Annotated in this window: 11 protein-coding genes; 3 read left to right on the forward strand and 8 right to left on the reverse strand. The window is 45.0% G+C overall.

The genetic code is table 11. The annotated features are described in order from the left end of the window. The first annotated feature begins 51 nt into the window (after nucleotides 1-51). Nucleotides 52-2,364 carry a methyl-accepting chemotaxis protein gene (locus tag BLT41_RS04035; protein WP_092158476.1) on the forward strand — a complete coding sequence of 771 codons (2,313 nt, stop codon included), beginning with the start codon at nucleotides 52-54 and terminating at the stop codon, nucleotides 2,362-2,364. A 96-nt stretch (nucleotides 2,365-2,460) separates the two neighbouring features. Here BLT41_RS04035 and nhaB read toward each other — a convergent pair whose 3' ends face one another. The 7 genes from nhaB to BLT41_RS04070 form a co-directional block, all read right to left on the reverse strand. Continuing rightward, entirely contained in the window at nucleotides 2,461-3,951 is a 1,491-nt protein-coding gene (gene nhaB, locus BLT41_RS04040) for a sodium/proton antiporter NhaB (RefSeq protein WP_092158478.1), read from the reverse strand. Nucleotides 3,952-4,004: 53 nt separating this feature from the next. Continuing rightward, on the reverse strand, nucleotides 4,005-5,444 hold the full coding sequence (locus tag BLT41_RS04045) for a transferase (RefSeq protein ID WP_092158480.1): 1,440 nt from the start codon (nucleotides 5,442-5,444) through the stop codon (nucleotides 4,005-4,007). A 134-nt stretch (nucleotides 5,445-5,578) separates the two neighbouring features. Next, a complete protein-coding gene (locus BLT41_RS04050; protein WP_092158482.1) occupies nucleotides 5,579-7,051 on the reverse strand; it encodes an SLC13 family permease in 1,473 nt (490 codons plus the stop codon). A 6-nt stretch (nucleotides 7,052-7,057) separates the two neighbouring features. Continuing rightward, entirely contained in the window at nucleotides 7,058-7,627 is a 570-nt protein-coding gene (locus BLT41_RS04055) for a CBS domain-containing protein (RefSeq protein WP_092158484.1), read from the reverse strand. Between the two features lie 31 nt (nucleotides 7,628-7,658). Next, the gene (locus BLT41_RS04060) at nucleotides 7,659-8,036 is read right to left on the reverse strand and encodes a response regulator (RefSeq protein WP_092158486.1); all 378 of its coding nucleotides are present in this window, start codon (nucleotides 8,034-8,036) and stop codon (nucleotides 7,659-7,661) included. A 263-nt stretch (nucleotides 8,037-8,299) separates the two neighbouring features. Further along, a complete protein-coding gene (locus BLT41_RS04065; protein ID WP_092158488.1) occupies nucleotides 8,300-8,635 on the reverse strand; it encodes a dinitrogenase iron-molybdenum cofactor biosynthesis protein in 336 nt (111 codons plus the stop codon). Between the two features lie 4 nt (nucleotides 8,636-8,639). After that, nucleotides 8,640-10,040: a sigma-54 interaction domain-containing protein gene (locus tag BLT41_RS04070; protein ID WP_092158490.1), complete on the reverse strand. Its 1,401-nt coding sequence runs from the start codon at nucleotides 10,038-10,040 to the stop codon at nucleotides 8,640-8,642. A 150-nt stretch (nucleotides 10,041-10,190) separates the two neighbouring features. Here BLT41_RS04070 and BLT41_RS04075 point away from each other — a divergent pair, with 150 nt between their 5' ends. Together BLT41_RS04075 and BLT41_RS04080 are read left to right on the forward strand one after the other, a co-directional pair. Then, nucleotides 10,191-11,180: a glycosyltransferase family protein gene (locus BLT41_RS04075; protein WP_092158492.1), complete on the forward strand. Its 990-nt coding sequence runs from the start codon at nucleotides 10,191-10,193 to the stop codon at nucleotides 11,178-11,180. Between the two features lie 12 nt (nucleotides 11,181-11,192). Continuing rightward, the gene (locus BLT41_RS04080) at nucleotides 11,193-12,017 is read left to right on the forward strand and encodes a TatD family hydrolase (RefSeq protein WP_092158494.1); all 825 of its coding nucleotides are present in this window, start codon (nucleotides 11,193-11,195) and stop codon (nucleotides 12,015-12,017) included. Nucleotides 12,018-12,039: 22 nt separating this feature from the next. Here BLT41_RS04080 and BLT41_RS04085 read toward each other — a convergent pair whose 3' ends face one another. Then, nucleotides 12,040-14,685, reverse strand: a complete 2,646-nt coding sequence (locus tag BLT41_RS04085; protein ID WP_092158496.1) for a cobyric acid synthase — start codon at nucleotides 14,683-14,685, stop codon at nucleotides 12,040-12,042. Between the last annotated feature and the right edge of the window lie 190 nt (nucleotides 14,686-14,875).

The following is a 14,875-nucleotide window of genomic DNA, read 5'->3' on the forward strand; positions in this document are numbered from 1 at the left end:
TTCTAGGTGTGAGAGCTGTAAGGAGTGAATCTTTTTAAAGGGGGTAGTCTTATGAAAGTAAAAAGTATTAACACAAAACTTTCGATTTTAATTACAGCAGTTGTGGCATTGTCCATTGCTGCGTTTGTTGTAGTCGTAAGTTCCATGACCAATTCAGCTGTTTTTGATATTCAAAAGCAGAATATGGAAGTTCTGAATCAGAAACTGGTTCAGGAAGCGGATCGTTTTGTAGATCTTTCGTTACTAGATCTCAAGGGATATACTAACAATCAAGAGTATCGCCGCGCGTTTGTGGATACTTATGTCCGCGGTGGCGTGGTCAATTCTTTGCGGGCTAGAATTCAGGATCATGGCGGTATGATTGCCATGGCTGCTTTTGATAAAAAAGGGAAGGTCCTTTATGGGCTGAATAGTAGCGGTAAGGATCTTACGGGACTGAATGTGGGTGATAGAGAATATATTAGAAAGATTCTCGACGGCGCGGATTCAGCTATTTCAGATGTTATTAAGTCAAAAGAAGATAATAAACAGGTAGTAATGATGGCTGCCCCTTTGAAAGATATGACCGGACGTTTGTTCGGAGGGTTCTTTATTGGACTGGATTGGGGTAAATATTCCCATGAGTTGCTTGATGATATTTCTATAGGCCAAAATGGGTATGCTTATGTTTTGGATGGGGATGGCCTTATCATCGGGCATAAAGATGATTCCCTTATTGGGAAAAATATGTCGTCACATGAGTTTGTAAGGAAAAGTATTGCATCTGATAGCGGGTTTATTTCTTATGATTGGCAGGGTAAAGAGAAAGTTCAGTCTTTCAGGGTTGTTCCCTTGACTGGATGGGTTGTGTGTATGTCTGCGTATGTTTCAGATTTAACACAGGCTGCAATTCATGAGAGAAATATTTTAATTGTTATGGGTTTTGTCATGACAATTCTTTTGGTGGGGGTAATTGTATTTTCAACCCGTAAGCAGGTTATTATTCCCATGGCCTTGATTCGTGACTTTACTCATGAGATAGGGCAGGGCAATTTCAAAGCTGAGCTTGAAGGCGTTTTTACCTGTGAACTTCTTGAACTTGCCGATAATGTGAAGCACATGGTTGCCGAACTTAAAAATAAGCTTGGATTTTCTGAAGGGGTCCTTAAGGGAATGACTATCCCGTGCATTGTTGCTGATCCTCATGAAAAAACACTTTTCTTGAATCAGGAATTTCTTGATCTGGCAGGTCAGTCTGGTTCACCAAAAGATTATCTGGGTAAAAGCGTCGGTCATGTTCTCTACGGTGAACCATCGCGAGTTACTATTGCAGGCAAGGCTATAGCTGAGAATCGGGCATTCATTAATGTAGAAGTCGATATCAAAGGTGCCGGCGGGGCAGTTTTTAGCACTCAAGTGAATACAACTCCTTTGTTTGATCTGGACGGGCAGTCGATTGGAACATTCACCATGATTGTCGATATGACCAGTATCAAAAAACAGCAGCGCATGATTGAAGAAAAAAATATTGTGATTTCTGAAGCTGCGGCAAGTGCCACGGACATTTCAAATCAGGTTGCCAGTTTTTCGGAAGCTTTGTCCGCTCAGATAGAGCAGTCCAGTAAGGGAGCAGAAGAACAGAGCTTTATGGCTAGCGAAGCCGCAACCGCGATGGATGAAATGAACTCAACTGTTTTTGAAGTTGCTAAGAATGCTTCTACCGCTGCGGATCTTGCTGATGAATCTCAGAAGAGAGCGCTTGATGGCGAAAACATGGTTGTTAAGGCCGTTAAAACGATTACTGACGTGCGTGATCTTTCTGAAGTTTTGAGAAAGGATATGGCCGAACTCGGAACCCAGGCAGAAGGGATCGGAAATATTATGGGTGTGATCACCGATATTGCCGACCAGACAAATCTCCTTGCTTTGAATGCTGCTATCGAAGCAGCAAGAGCCGGAGAAGCCGGGCGCGGGTTTGCCGTTGTTGCTGATGAAGTAAGGAAGCTGGCAGAAAAGACCATGACAGCCACAACTGAAGTCGGATCTTATATCTCTCAAATTCAGAACAGCACGCGTAAGAATATAGTTAGTGCTGAAAAATCTACAGAATCTATTCTGGAAGTTACCGATCTGGTGAATCAGTCCGGTGATATTCTGAAAGAGATTGTGACTAGTATCTCTGAAACAAGTGATCAGGTACGCGGCATTGCAACTGCTTCTGAGGAGCAGTCGGCAGCAAGTGAAGAAATCAGCCGTTCAACCAGTCAGATTAATACTATTGCCGGAGAAACATCGCAGGCTATGACTGAATCTGCTGAAGCAGTAAGCCGGATGACAGTTCTTGCGCAGGAGTTGAACACGACTATTGCAAGAATGCAGGATTGATAAGTTTAGATTAAAAGACTTGAATAAGAAAAGCCCCTGTCGAATTTGAATTCGACAGGGGCTTTATACTTTTAAGCAATTTAAAACGTTAACGTTTTACAATAACCACCAGACTGCGGCCAGACCGGTCAGTGACATGGTGACAGTATATGGGAAAGCGAGCTTAACCATTTCACCGTAAGAGAGCCTGATGAGAGGCGCAATGGCGGAGGTAAGCAGGAACAAGAATGCTGCCTGTCCGTTAGGAGTAGCAACACTTGGAATATTGGTTCCTGTGTTGATTGCTACTGCAAGCAGGTCAAACTGTTCTTGGTTGATGGCGCCGCTAAGGAATGCAGCTTTGGTTTCGGAAATGTATACCGTTGCAACGAATACGTTGTCCGAAATCATGGAGAGCAAGCCATTTGCTAAGTAATAAGCTGCGAGCTGAACTTTACCTTCAAGTCCAAGCACGTAGTGAATTACCGGTGAGAATAGATGCTGTTCATGAATAACCGCGACGATTGAGAAGAATACAACCAGTAATGCGGTAAAAGGAAGAGCCTCTTCAAAAGCATGACCGATACGGTGTTCTTCCGTTACGCCGTTAAGAGCGGTAAGAATAACAATAATAGTCAGGCCGATTAGACCGACTTCTGCAAGATGGAATGCAAGGGCAAAGATTAGGAATACAGCTGCGCATGCCTGAATAAGTAATGCACCTTTTTGTTTCAATCCCATCTTTGCGTCTTTTTTCCGGTCTTCATCTTCGAGGATTTCGCGAACGTTATCCGGAAGTTTGAAGCCGTATCCGAATATGCCGGTTACTTCGAGCATAACACAAGTCAGCAATCCTACAGCCAGAACAGGCATGGATACCGGGGCAGTTCTTACGAAGAACTCAATGAACTGCCAGTCCATAACATGTCCGATAAGCAGGTTCTGAGGTTCGCCGACGATGGTACAAACTCCACCGAGAGCAGTACCTACGGCACCGTGCATCAGAAGGTTTCTTAAGAATCCTCTGAATTCTCCCAAGTGACTTACGCATTCTCCTTTTAAAAGAGAGTCATCTGTCAGAGAGCAATGACCTGTTGATGCGAATTTGTGGTATATTCCATAAAATCCATACCCAACTGCGATAAGAACTGCGGTAACAGTCAAAGCGTCGAGAAATGCGGACAGGAATGCACCTGAAAAACAGAACAATAATGAGATTAAGATTTTCGATTTGATGCGCAGAAGGATCTTTGTGAAGGCGTACTGGAGCATATCCTTCATAAAGTAGATACCTGCAACCATAAACATCAAAAGAAGAATAACCGGGAAGTTATGTAATGTTTCGTTATAAACGGCCTGAGGGGAAGCCAGTCCCAGAGCAACGGCTTCAACTGCAAGCAGCCCACTGGCTGGTAACGGGTAGCATTTTAATGCCATTGCAAGCGTGAAAATAAATTGAGCTATTAAAATCCATCCAGTAATGAAGGGGCCGACTGCCGCCAGAAGAATCGGGTTAAGAACAAGAAAACCTATGATGGTCAGCTTGTACCAGTCTGGCGAGTTGCCAAGAAAGTTTTTTTGCAGTGCCTGCGATATCGTTTTGGGCACGATGTACTCCTTTTGCCTTTTTATAAGCGCGTTATAGTAGAACCATTTTGAAATTAAAGTTCACTAGGCTCTAACGGGTCGATTGACAGTTCCGGGTAAAGTCCTTTCAAATCTCCTTCTGGATAAGGCTGAAGGATGTTGAAAGAAATGTCCTGAGTTTGTTGGGCATGGCCCGCTGTTTCGTCTGATCCGTCCCAGAAGGCTCCATTGCATTCAAGGATATGTTCAATACGATGTCTGAATCCATCAACAAATTTTGCTCCGATACCTTCAAAGGTAAGGTTTCCGAGACGGAACTGGCCTTTTAGAGCAGCGAAATCAGTAAGTGGAATAGAGTGCATTTCAAGGTCTTCTTGTTTGCTGATATATCCCCAAACAAGACAGTTATCAGGGATTTTGACGGTCTCTTGAGTGTCGATAATTGTATGAGGCATGATGATTGATCCTGCTCCAATTTCAATTGGACATTCTTTTTTGCCGTTCAAAAAGGAGTTGAATCCGACAAAAACATTACGGTGTAGGTGGGTGTATATGACCTTTCCACCATGCGCTGTAACGTCTTCACCGTCATAAACTGAATTGATTATATAACAGTTTTCCTGCGCATTGGATCCCGGCCCGAGGGTTGAATCCTCAAGGTAAGCACGTTGAGCGACAAGAACATTCTTATCAACTTTGCATGTTCCTTTGATTACCGCGTAAGGGCTGACAGAAGCCCCTTCAGGGATATCAATCATGTTTTCCGGATTTACAGCAGAATAAATAGGAATAAAGTCTTCTTTTCTTTCATCAAAGAAGTCCATGAACATTCCTTTCGGTCTGCTTTTTTCAATACGGATATACTTATCGAGAACTTCTGTCGGGAACTGGTAGTTGAATTCAAATGCTCCGTCGGCTTTGACCCATATGCGTCCCGGGCGGATACGCTTATGATAGAGTTCGCCTGCTTGAACATAGGAATAAGCACCTATTGCGCAGTCATGACAGATTGATAAGTCCACGGTTGAAAAAGGTTCAAGGAAACAACCTTCAACGGATGTTCCGTGAATATTCGCGTAGTGTAGGGAAACGGTGTTTGATATTTTGAAGACTTCGAGATTTTCGGGGTCATGCGAGTTGTTGTGAACCAGCGTTTTCATGAGAAAGCTGTCTCTGATGTTAATAACTTCATCGTCACGAAGCTTTATGTTGTGCCCGTTACAGTCGACAACGTGTCCCTTCCTTTTCAGCTCATCTCCTCGAATATCGCTTTTATGAAGGATGGAATGGTCAACTACACATTTACCGAGGAAATAAGTTCCCCCCACACTGGAATGTCTGAAATGAAACTTCAGAGGGTGTGTGGCTGTTAAAGAGTAGAAGGCATAGTATAGGGCAAAACTGTTTCGAGGGATGAGGTCTTTAATAAAAGGTCCAACATCAACAAGAGGTTCGCGGAGATTGATGTTCACGCGATTAACAATATGATCAATCAGCTTATTAAGTTGTTTCATTCCTTTCTCGCTTTTTTTTGGGTGCCGGAAGTCGTAGGTGGAAACCGGAACGGGTTGATACAAAGTCGGGCGGTTTCAGAACATATCTGAACCGCCCAGACTCCATTGTGATCAATCCCTATACCTTGATATTATTAGCCGGGCAAGGTCACAGGCATGCCCATCATAGGCCAAAGAACAAGAACTGCAAAAGCTACCACCACCAGCAACATTATACTGGCTGGAATTCCGTATAAGAAGAATTCTCCGGGAGTGAACTGTCCTGAATCGTAGGCAATGGCGTTAGGCGCTGCACCTACCAGAAGCAGGAACGGCATACCCGCAACAACGAGTGCTACGAAAAGAATTACTTCAGGAGCAACTCCGAGGTAAGGAGCAATAACCAGTGCAACCGGTAGTGATATGGCAATTGCGGCTACGTTCATGATAAAGTTGGTCATCATCAGGACGAAGAACGCTATGGACATGACAAATACGAACCAGTGTGAATCCTGGAAAATTGTCAGCCAGTTAACAGCCATCCATTTAGCAGCGCCAGTTTCCCATAAGCAGAAGCCGATCGACATTGCGCCTGCAAAGAGAAGAATAATATTCCATGGGATATCTTCGAGGTCATTGATATCAAGGATTTTAAAGATGAAGAATGAAATTGAAGAAACCAGGATGAGCGCGGTTTTATCAATCGCCTTAAGTTCAGGAATAAATGATCTTAAACTCATGACAATGATTACTGAACCAACAAGAACTGCTGCCATGATTTCGTCACGGGTGAGTGGTCCCATTTGCTTATTCAGTTCTCTGGCCTTTTCGCGTAGTCCGGGAATGGTCGCTTTTTCAGGCTTGAGGAAGATCATAAAAAATCCCCAGAGCAGAAAGACCATGGTCCAACCAACAGGGGCCATGTAATATGTCAGTTCAAAGAAAGTGATGTCCTTTCCGAGAATTTCCTGAAAGAAACCAATGGCAACAGCTCCGCGGGCAGCACCGAGAAGTGTGACGATGGAACCTGCACCTGCGATATATGCCATGCCGATAAAGAGACCTTTACCGAATTTAGTGGGTTTATCACCTTCGCCATATAATGCATAAATGGCCAAAAGAAGTGGATAGATGGTTGCAGCTACCGCGGTGTGGGCCATGATATGGGTCAGCAGGGCGGTAACAACAAATACACCTAGATATATATTTTTTGTTTTTTCTCCGACAACCATAAGCATCTTATATGCAAGACGTTTGGTCAGTCCGGTTTTGGTAAAAACAAGTCCGATCATTATGGATGCAAAGATAAAAAGAACCGAGGGGTCCATGAAATCTTTAAATGCGACTTTGGCAGGGCGGATAAAGAACATAGCCTGTAATACGCCGATTGCCAGTGATGTTACACCGATAGGTACAACTTCAAAGACCCACCAGGTACCCGCTAGAAGGAAAACAGCAATTGCTCCCTTAGCTTGTTGGGAGAGAATAAAATGCTCGCCCATGGGGTCAATTGCATCGGGCCATGCAGGACAGTAGTAAACCACTGCGAACAGCGTTAGGCCGAGCATCATGAATATAAGTCTTTTAAAATCAAAAGACTTTGGTTGTGATAGAGTTGCAGCGCTCATATCTAATTACTCCTTGATCTTATCCGTAGTTGCAATTTCGCAAGAGAGAATTGAGTCTCGCACTTTTTCAAAGACATCACCCAGACGAAGAACTCCAGTAACTTCTCCGTCTTTTTGAACCAGAATAGGCTGATGAACGCCTGTTATATAAGCGTGAAGCGGCTTGTCCAGATTGTCCTCTTCGCTTATGAATTCATTCTGATCAGGTGTGTACATAATGTCTTCAATTTTGACTTTGCTGATGTTTCTGCAAAGATTTTTAAGCGGCTCAGACCAGAGATTAAAGTCTTTAAAAACTTTTTGCACATAACTTTTGTCCAGAAAAGCCTTTGGATTCTTTTCAAGAACTTTGAAATATGCTGGTTCCATATGGGAGAAGATATCAAGTATTGTAACTTTTCCGATTATCTTCCCTGTTTCGTCTTCTACCAAAAGGTCGCGATGAGGGTGTGGTAAGTGTTTATCCGTTCCCTCTTTGACCAATTTTAGCATTGCCTGAGAAACTGTCGTGCTTTTTTTGATCCGGCTGTATTCCTTTACCGGAATCATGAGATCTTTTACTTTAAAATTTTCCATGCTTACCCCCTGTATCGGTTGTTCAGTCGAGCTAACCGTCTTTTTGCTGCTGATTTTCAGCAGTGGCGGACTGTAATGTTTTCACTAACACTGCAATGTCGACCGGAACTGGAATTTCAGCACATGCCCCCAGATTCATAGCTTCAATTGATAGCGGAATCTTGTTGTGCCGATTAATTAAAATAACTTTTAAGTCAGGAACAATCGTTGAAATGTTTTTCATGAATGAAAGCGAACTTCTTCCAAAACCGGACAAACCCAAGACTATTGCCTGCACCTTGTGTTTTTTTACAAGCTGCTCGGCTTCATCCAGATTGCCGGAATCGAGAGAGCTAAGCCCCTCACTTGCGAGTCTCTGAACTAAGTGTTCGCGAAATTCCGTATCACTTTCAACAATCATTATTTTCATTTGGCCGAATGTTGGTTTTAGCTGCTCACCGGGGATTCGGTTTTTGCAACGTTCGCGTTATAACAGCATTCTGTATGCCATAAGAAAATAACCAATGCATAACAGGTTCTTAAGTGTTGCGGAAGAAATTTGATTATTTTTTGTTGAAACAGTTTGAAACTGTATGAAACATTATGAGTGACTCGTTTTGAAACAAAAAGAAACGTGGTAGTGTCATGTGTGAAAATATTATTGGAGATATAGGGAGTTAGGGGTGAGGCCGTTTAGAAAGAATAAAAATTAGATCCCGCTGTGATAGTCCCGGCTTTGTGGGCTTTCAGGATTACTTTTACCGGACCTATTACATTGTCGAGCACTTTAATGCCTTTCCAGATAAGGTATTGATAGTGTTCGTTATCGATTCCACCGCAGATGATAGTGTGGGCATGATCGGAGGTTGCAAGGGCACACAGGTCGTCGGCAGAAGCTTGAGGAAGGACAACAATTCGTTCGTCGTATTCACCTGTGGATCTGATTTTTACCAATAGAACATCTGTAGCCAGATCAAAGCGCGGGGCTACTTCGTCATTGAATAGTGGAATGAGCAGTTTTATATCCATCAGCTTACCCGTTAATGGCGTGTTTGTTCATTTTTCGCCAGAATGTGGACCTGCTCCAGCCAAGGGATTTGGCTGCATCGGCTTTTCGTCCACCATTTTTAATCAAGGCTTCGATAATCATTCTTTTTTCCGCATGGTCCCAGCTCTCGGCAGGGCTATACTCTTTTTGAGGGGGGAGTTCTGAAGATACTTTTGCCGATTCTATTACAGGGCGCAAAATGTCCTGTTCGGTGAGATAGGCTGGAAGATGTTCTGCCCCAATGCAGTCCCGGTCGCAGAAGTTTACAGCATATTCAACAACGTTACGCAGTTCACGGACATTGCCCGGGAAGTGATAACCAAGAAGTATTTTGGCGGATTTTTTTGTGAAGCCTCTGATTTTTTTGTTAAATTTTGTGCAGTATTCTTTCAGGAAATGATTTTTAAGCAGAAGAATATCTTCTCCGCGTTCTCTAAGCGGTGGTAAATGGAGGTGGACCACATTGAGTCTGAAAAGCAGGTCTGCGCGGAAAGTTTTGTCGAGGACCATCTGTTTCAAATCCCGGTGGGTCGCGACAATTATACGCACGTTTGCTTTAAATCCTTTTGAGCTTCCCAGTGGGTAAATTTCTTTATCATCCAGAAAAGAGAGCAGTTTGACTTGAAGAGCTAGAGGCAGATCGCCTATTTCTGTTAGAAAAAATGAACCGTTATGAGCCAATTTGATACGTCCGGGGCGATTTTCATGTGCTCCGGTAAAAGCACCTTTGACGTGTCCGAACAGTTCTGATTCAAGCAGTGTTTCCGGCAAAGCTCCGCAGTTAACTTTAATAAACGGAGATCCTGCGCGATCCGATGCGTTGTGCAGTGCCTCGGCAAGCACGTCTTTTCCTGTACCTGTTTCTCCGGTGATAAGAACAGATGAATCCGTACCCGCGATGCTCGGAATCATGCTGAAAACTTTTACCATTTGTGGACTTGTGCCGACGAGTCCCCCGAGTGAATATGCCTTGCTGGCACTGCTGCTCAGTTCCGCAACCTGCCGGATATCTTGAATTGTTTCTACAAATCCCGAGAGTTTTTTGTCGTTTGAAAAAAGGGGGGATATGGTCAGCCTGATAGGAATTTTGATACGTGACCTGTCAATAATATCGGCATCAGTTGCAATTGCGTCGAAATCTGTCTTGCCCGACATTATCGGGCAGCCTTTGAAACAGTAATCGCATCGCAGGCCGAGCATACATTTGAGTCCGGTTATTGAGTCCGGCTCAGCCCCGGTTATGGTTTGCCATGTGCGGTTTACTATTTTGATCTTGCCGTTGACATCAAGAATCGCAATGCCCACAGGAATCTCATCGAGGAGGTCCGGCAGAAGGAATTGCTGATTTAGAAGTCCGCTGACAAGATATGAGTTTTCGTTTTTCACAGAGACTAGGTAACATGTCTTGCGTTAGGAAGTCATCTTTCTGATTAAGGAAAAATGGTTTATTTATCGCGAACCGGTTGCAATGGATTGTACCTAGTTCGTACTTTTCAAATCCTTATTTTTGGGGTTATGTTCGGGCATGGAAAAACTATGAATACATATATATTTATACCGCCTGTCCGAAAGCCTACCGGTGGCATTACTGTTTTTTGTCAGATAGCCTCTATCCTTGCCCGTCAGGGAAAGAATGTGCGTCTTGTTTTGCGTGAATCCGGCAGTTGGATGCCTCCTCTATTGGAAGGAGATCCTGATCCTGTCATGTGGGATGATGTAAAACTCGGCAAGGAAGATCTCTGGCTAGTGCCCGAAGGATGGGTGAACAGTCTTGCTCCGGGTCTTAATGCCGGGGCAAAGTGCGTTGTTTATTGTCAGAACTGGGCATATCTTTTTTCATCTTTGCCGGAAGGCGTTTCATGGCGGAATCTGCCGGTTTCGTTCTTGGCTGTATCGCATCCGGTTGAGTGGTTTATGCAGCAGACTCTGTCCACAGTTTCGCCCATACTCAGGCCCGCTATAGATACAAATCTTTTTTATCCATCTGAAAGCATGGCTGACGGTCCGTTACGAATTGCCTACATGCCCCGCAAAAATAAAGCGCTGGTCAGTCAGATCAAGTCTATCTTTGAGGCCCGTAATCCGAATTGTGATATCCGCTGGGTCGAAATCGCTAACATGGATGCACAGGGCGTGGCTCAAGCTTTACGTGCCAGTCATATATTTCTGGTGACCGGATTTCCCGAAGGATGTCCGCTTCCGCCGCTTGAAGCTCTTGCGTCCGGCTGTATTCCCGTAGGCTTTTCCGGTTTCGGAGGGTGGGATTACATGCGTCAGCTTGAAGGAGCTGTTTTTAAACCGTGGTGGCCGCTGCGTGATGTTGAGTGGTCCGGCAATGGATTCTGGTCTGCTGATGCCGATGTGCTGGATGCGGCTTTGAATCTTGAAAAGGCGCTTAATCTATGGCGCGAAGGTGGCCCGGCTCTTGACAGCGCACTGGCGGCAGGGCAACAAACCGTTCGTTCCTATACGCTGGAGATTCAGGCTGAAACGGTTCGCGAAATATGGGATAATTTTCAAAGTTAATATTAGAAGAATATGTCTAAAAAAAAGAATAAAGTAAGACCCCTGCCGCAGACAGTCGGCATTAATGTTCCGGGCGTTGAAACTCATGCCCATCTTGATATGGAAGATTTTAAAGAAGATTTGCCCGAAGTAATGGCAAGGGCCAAAGAATGCGGAATTGCGAAGATAGGTAATGTCTTTTTGGGACCGCAGGCTTATGAGACGAATCGCAGTCTTTTTGATGCTTATCCCGAAGTCTTTTTCCTGCTGGGAGTTCATCCGAATGACGCCGATCAGTATACAGACGCTGATACTCAGGCCATGCGGAATGCTTTTAAGTCGGACAGCCGTTTAAAAGCATTGGGTGAGATTGGGCTGGATTTTTATTGGGACCGCGTTCCCGCTGATGTTCAGGAAAAAGTTTTTCGCACTCAGCTTGAGCTTGCGGATGAGCTTGATGTGCCCGTGGTCATTCATAGCCGAGATGCGCATGAAAAAACTCTTGAAGTTCTGGAAGATTACGGCTGGTCCGGCAAGCCTCTGCTCTGGCACTGCTTCGGTTCGGATGTGGCGACAGCTAAAAGAATTCTCGATAACGGCTGGTATCTCTCCATTCCCGGTCCGGTCACTTATAAGAAAAATGAAGAGGCACAGGAGGCCGTGAAGTTTATTCCGGCAGAAAGAATGGTATTCGAAACCGATTGCCCGTTCCTCACCCCTGAACCATGGCGCGGCAAACGCAATGAGCCTGCATATGTAGCCTTCACTGCGGCAAAAGTCGCGGAGTTGAAAGGCATGGACGTGAACGAGCTATGGGCAATTTGCGCTAAGAATGCTTATGACTTTTTTGGGTTGTAGGGATATGTAGTCTATAGCTGTTCTACATTCCAAGCGCGTTATAGACAGCCTTCATATCAACATTCTCCCGCACGATTTTAGCTAACCTGTCCAATTCGTCTTCCATTCCGAAGGTGGTTTGGATTGTTTCAAGCTTGGGCAGTCCTTTTTTATCGCGTAGTGAATCGATAAACCAGCGTCTGAATCCGTCTGCATCGAAAATACCGTGCAGGTAGGTTCCCCATATCATTCCTGATTTTAATCCGAATCCTAAGACTCTAGAGATAGGTACTGCCCCGGTCGACCCTTTTGGAACGATCATGGCGCGCACTGTGGGCATTAGCGGTTCGGTTTTGCCGTGATGGATTTCATATCCGCTGACATCCATTTTGCTCAACCCGTGAGTTCCGCTTGTGCGGGTCAGAGTCTTTTCCTGTGCCAGAGTGGTTTGGAGGGGTAACAGCCCTAAACCTTCCGCTGTTCCGTCCTGCGATTCTATTCCATCCGGGTCGTTGACGTATTGGCCCAGCATTTGAAGTCCTCCGCAAATGCCTATGATTGCGGATTTGCCTTTGAGATCTAAGACAGCCTGCGCCAGTCCGCTTTCCCGAATATGTGCGAGATCCGAGAGGGTGCTTTTGCTTCCGGGAATAATGATCGCATCGGGGGTGCCGATGTCTTTGGGGTTGTCTACTATTCGCAAGTTTACATCCGGCTCGCCTTTCAGCGCGTCGAGGTCCGTGAAATTTGAGATGCGTGGCAGGTCTATACAGACGATATCAACGCAGTCGCTACGTTTTCCTTTACTGCCGGATTTACTCAGATCCTGTTTGAATGAAACGGAGTCTTCATCAGGCAATCCTAAATGATCAATGTGCGGGATAACTCCGAGCACGGGTTTTCCGGTCCGGTCGAGAGTGAAATCCAGTGCAGGAGTGAGTAGTGAAGCATCTCCTCTGAATTTGTTGAGCAGGAACCCGCAAACCATCTTGCGTTCATGAGCATCGATTAAATCCATGGTCCCGGCAAGTGAGGCAAACACTCCGCCCCGATCAATGTCGCCGGTAATGATAACCTTGGCTTCGGCATAATCCGCCATAGCCATATTTACGATATCGTGCTGTTTGAGATTGATTTCTGCAGGGCTTCCGGCGCCTTCAATAACCATGATGTCGCGGTCCGTGCTTAAGGAATCGTAAGCATTTTTAACCGCTTCAAAAGCTGTGGGTTTGTACTTTACGTAGTCCAGAACTTTCATGTTTCCGACAGGTTTACCCATGACAATAATTTGTGAACCTGTGTCGCTGTTTGGTTTGATTAGGACAGGATTCATACGGACATCGGGAGTCTGTTTACATGCCGCTGCCTGTGTCACCTGCGCGCGTCCCATTTCTAACCCTTCGTCAGTGACGTAGGAATTGAGAGACATGTTTTGAGCTTTAAAAGGTGCGACTTTGTAGCCGTCCTGTAGAAAAATTCTGCAAAATGCAGCCGTAATAATGGATTTTCCCGCATTGGAGCAGGTGCCTTGAATCATCAGAGCCGGTGTCTTTTTCGGTTTGGGCGAGGATGCTACTTCCATGCCTGTAAAGGAGCGCAAACCGTCGATAAATTTGTTGTTTTCCTCTGCTGTCCTGACCGCTATACGGAAATATGTTGAATCGAGTCCGTCGAAATTGTCGCAGTGGCGCACGGCAATGTTATTTTTCAGAAGATGTTTAATGAGTCCTGTTGCATCCATGCCGACGCGTTGAACCTGACAGAGCATGAAGTTTGCCTGAGCAGGCAAGGTCCGTATTCCCGGTATTTTCGCGATACCTTGAACTAATTCTTCACGCAGACGAGTGGTTGTTTCGATCGTTTTGCGAGCATAGTCCTCATCTAGTATACATCTCACCCCAACTTTCTGAGCGAACAGGTTTACGGACCAGCATGGCAGGATGTTTTTCAGTTCCATGATGATGTCCGGCGAAGCAAATGCAAGGCCGAGCCGCAGTCCCGGAATGGCGTAAAATTTAGTCAGCGATAAAAGTGTAATGACATTGGGTGGCCGTTTGCCCGTGAGTCTTTCGAGGTTCGGAATAAAGTCGGCGAAGGATTCGTCAACAATAAAGCGAGAATCAGGGTGCGCGCGTGCAATTTTTTTTAGATCTTCAGGATCAAAGGCCGTGCCTGTCGGATTATTGGGCTGCGCCAGAAATACCAGCGCAGGGGATGCAGAAAGGAAGGATGAAAGAGTATCGAAATCGGGCGCAAATCCATTTTGCGGATCAAGCGGAATCTGTTCGGTTTTAAGACCGGCGACTAAGCAGGAACGCTCATAATCTACATAGCAGGGAACAGGAATGACAGCGCGTTTGAATCCACCTAGGCGGGTAATGGCGCTGATCAGTTCGGAAGCTCCGTTTCCGGCGATACATTCGGTGGGCCATACGGAATGCTTTTGACAGGCGGCAAGAGTCAGTTCTGCGCTTTCTGGATCAGGGTAGCGGTCTACCTCATCAAGGGCGTTGACTATGACCTGCTGCAACCATGGCGGTGGGCCTAGAGGATTTATATTTGCGGAAAAATCAAGAAGTTCGGACGAAGGACATCCTGCCCGTGCAGCAAGTTTTTTGATGTTGCCGCCATGAGCGTATTTCTTTTCTTGTTCTGCGAGAGTTGTAATGTGATCCTGTGAAGCCTGCATCCGCTCCCTCCATGGAGTGAAGATTCATGAACTTAATATTCTATAACGCTAATTGGAATTGGATTCAAACTAATCATTCAAAGTCAAAAAGAGGAAATAATATATTTTTTGTTAATAAAATAGAATGTTGACTATTTAATGTTTTTTTATACCAAGAGTTATTCTTTTAATAAAGTGGTTTTGATTTTTT

This window comes from Maridesulfovibrio ferrireducens, from assembly GCF_900101105.1.
GTDB classification, from domain to species: Bacteria; Desulfobacterota; Desulfovibrionia; order Desulfovibrionales; family Desulfovibrionaceae; genus Maridesulfovibrio; species Maridesulfovibrio ferrireducens.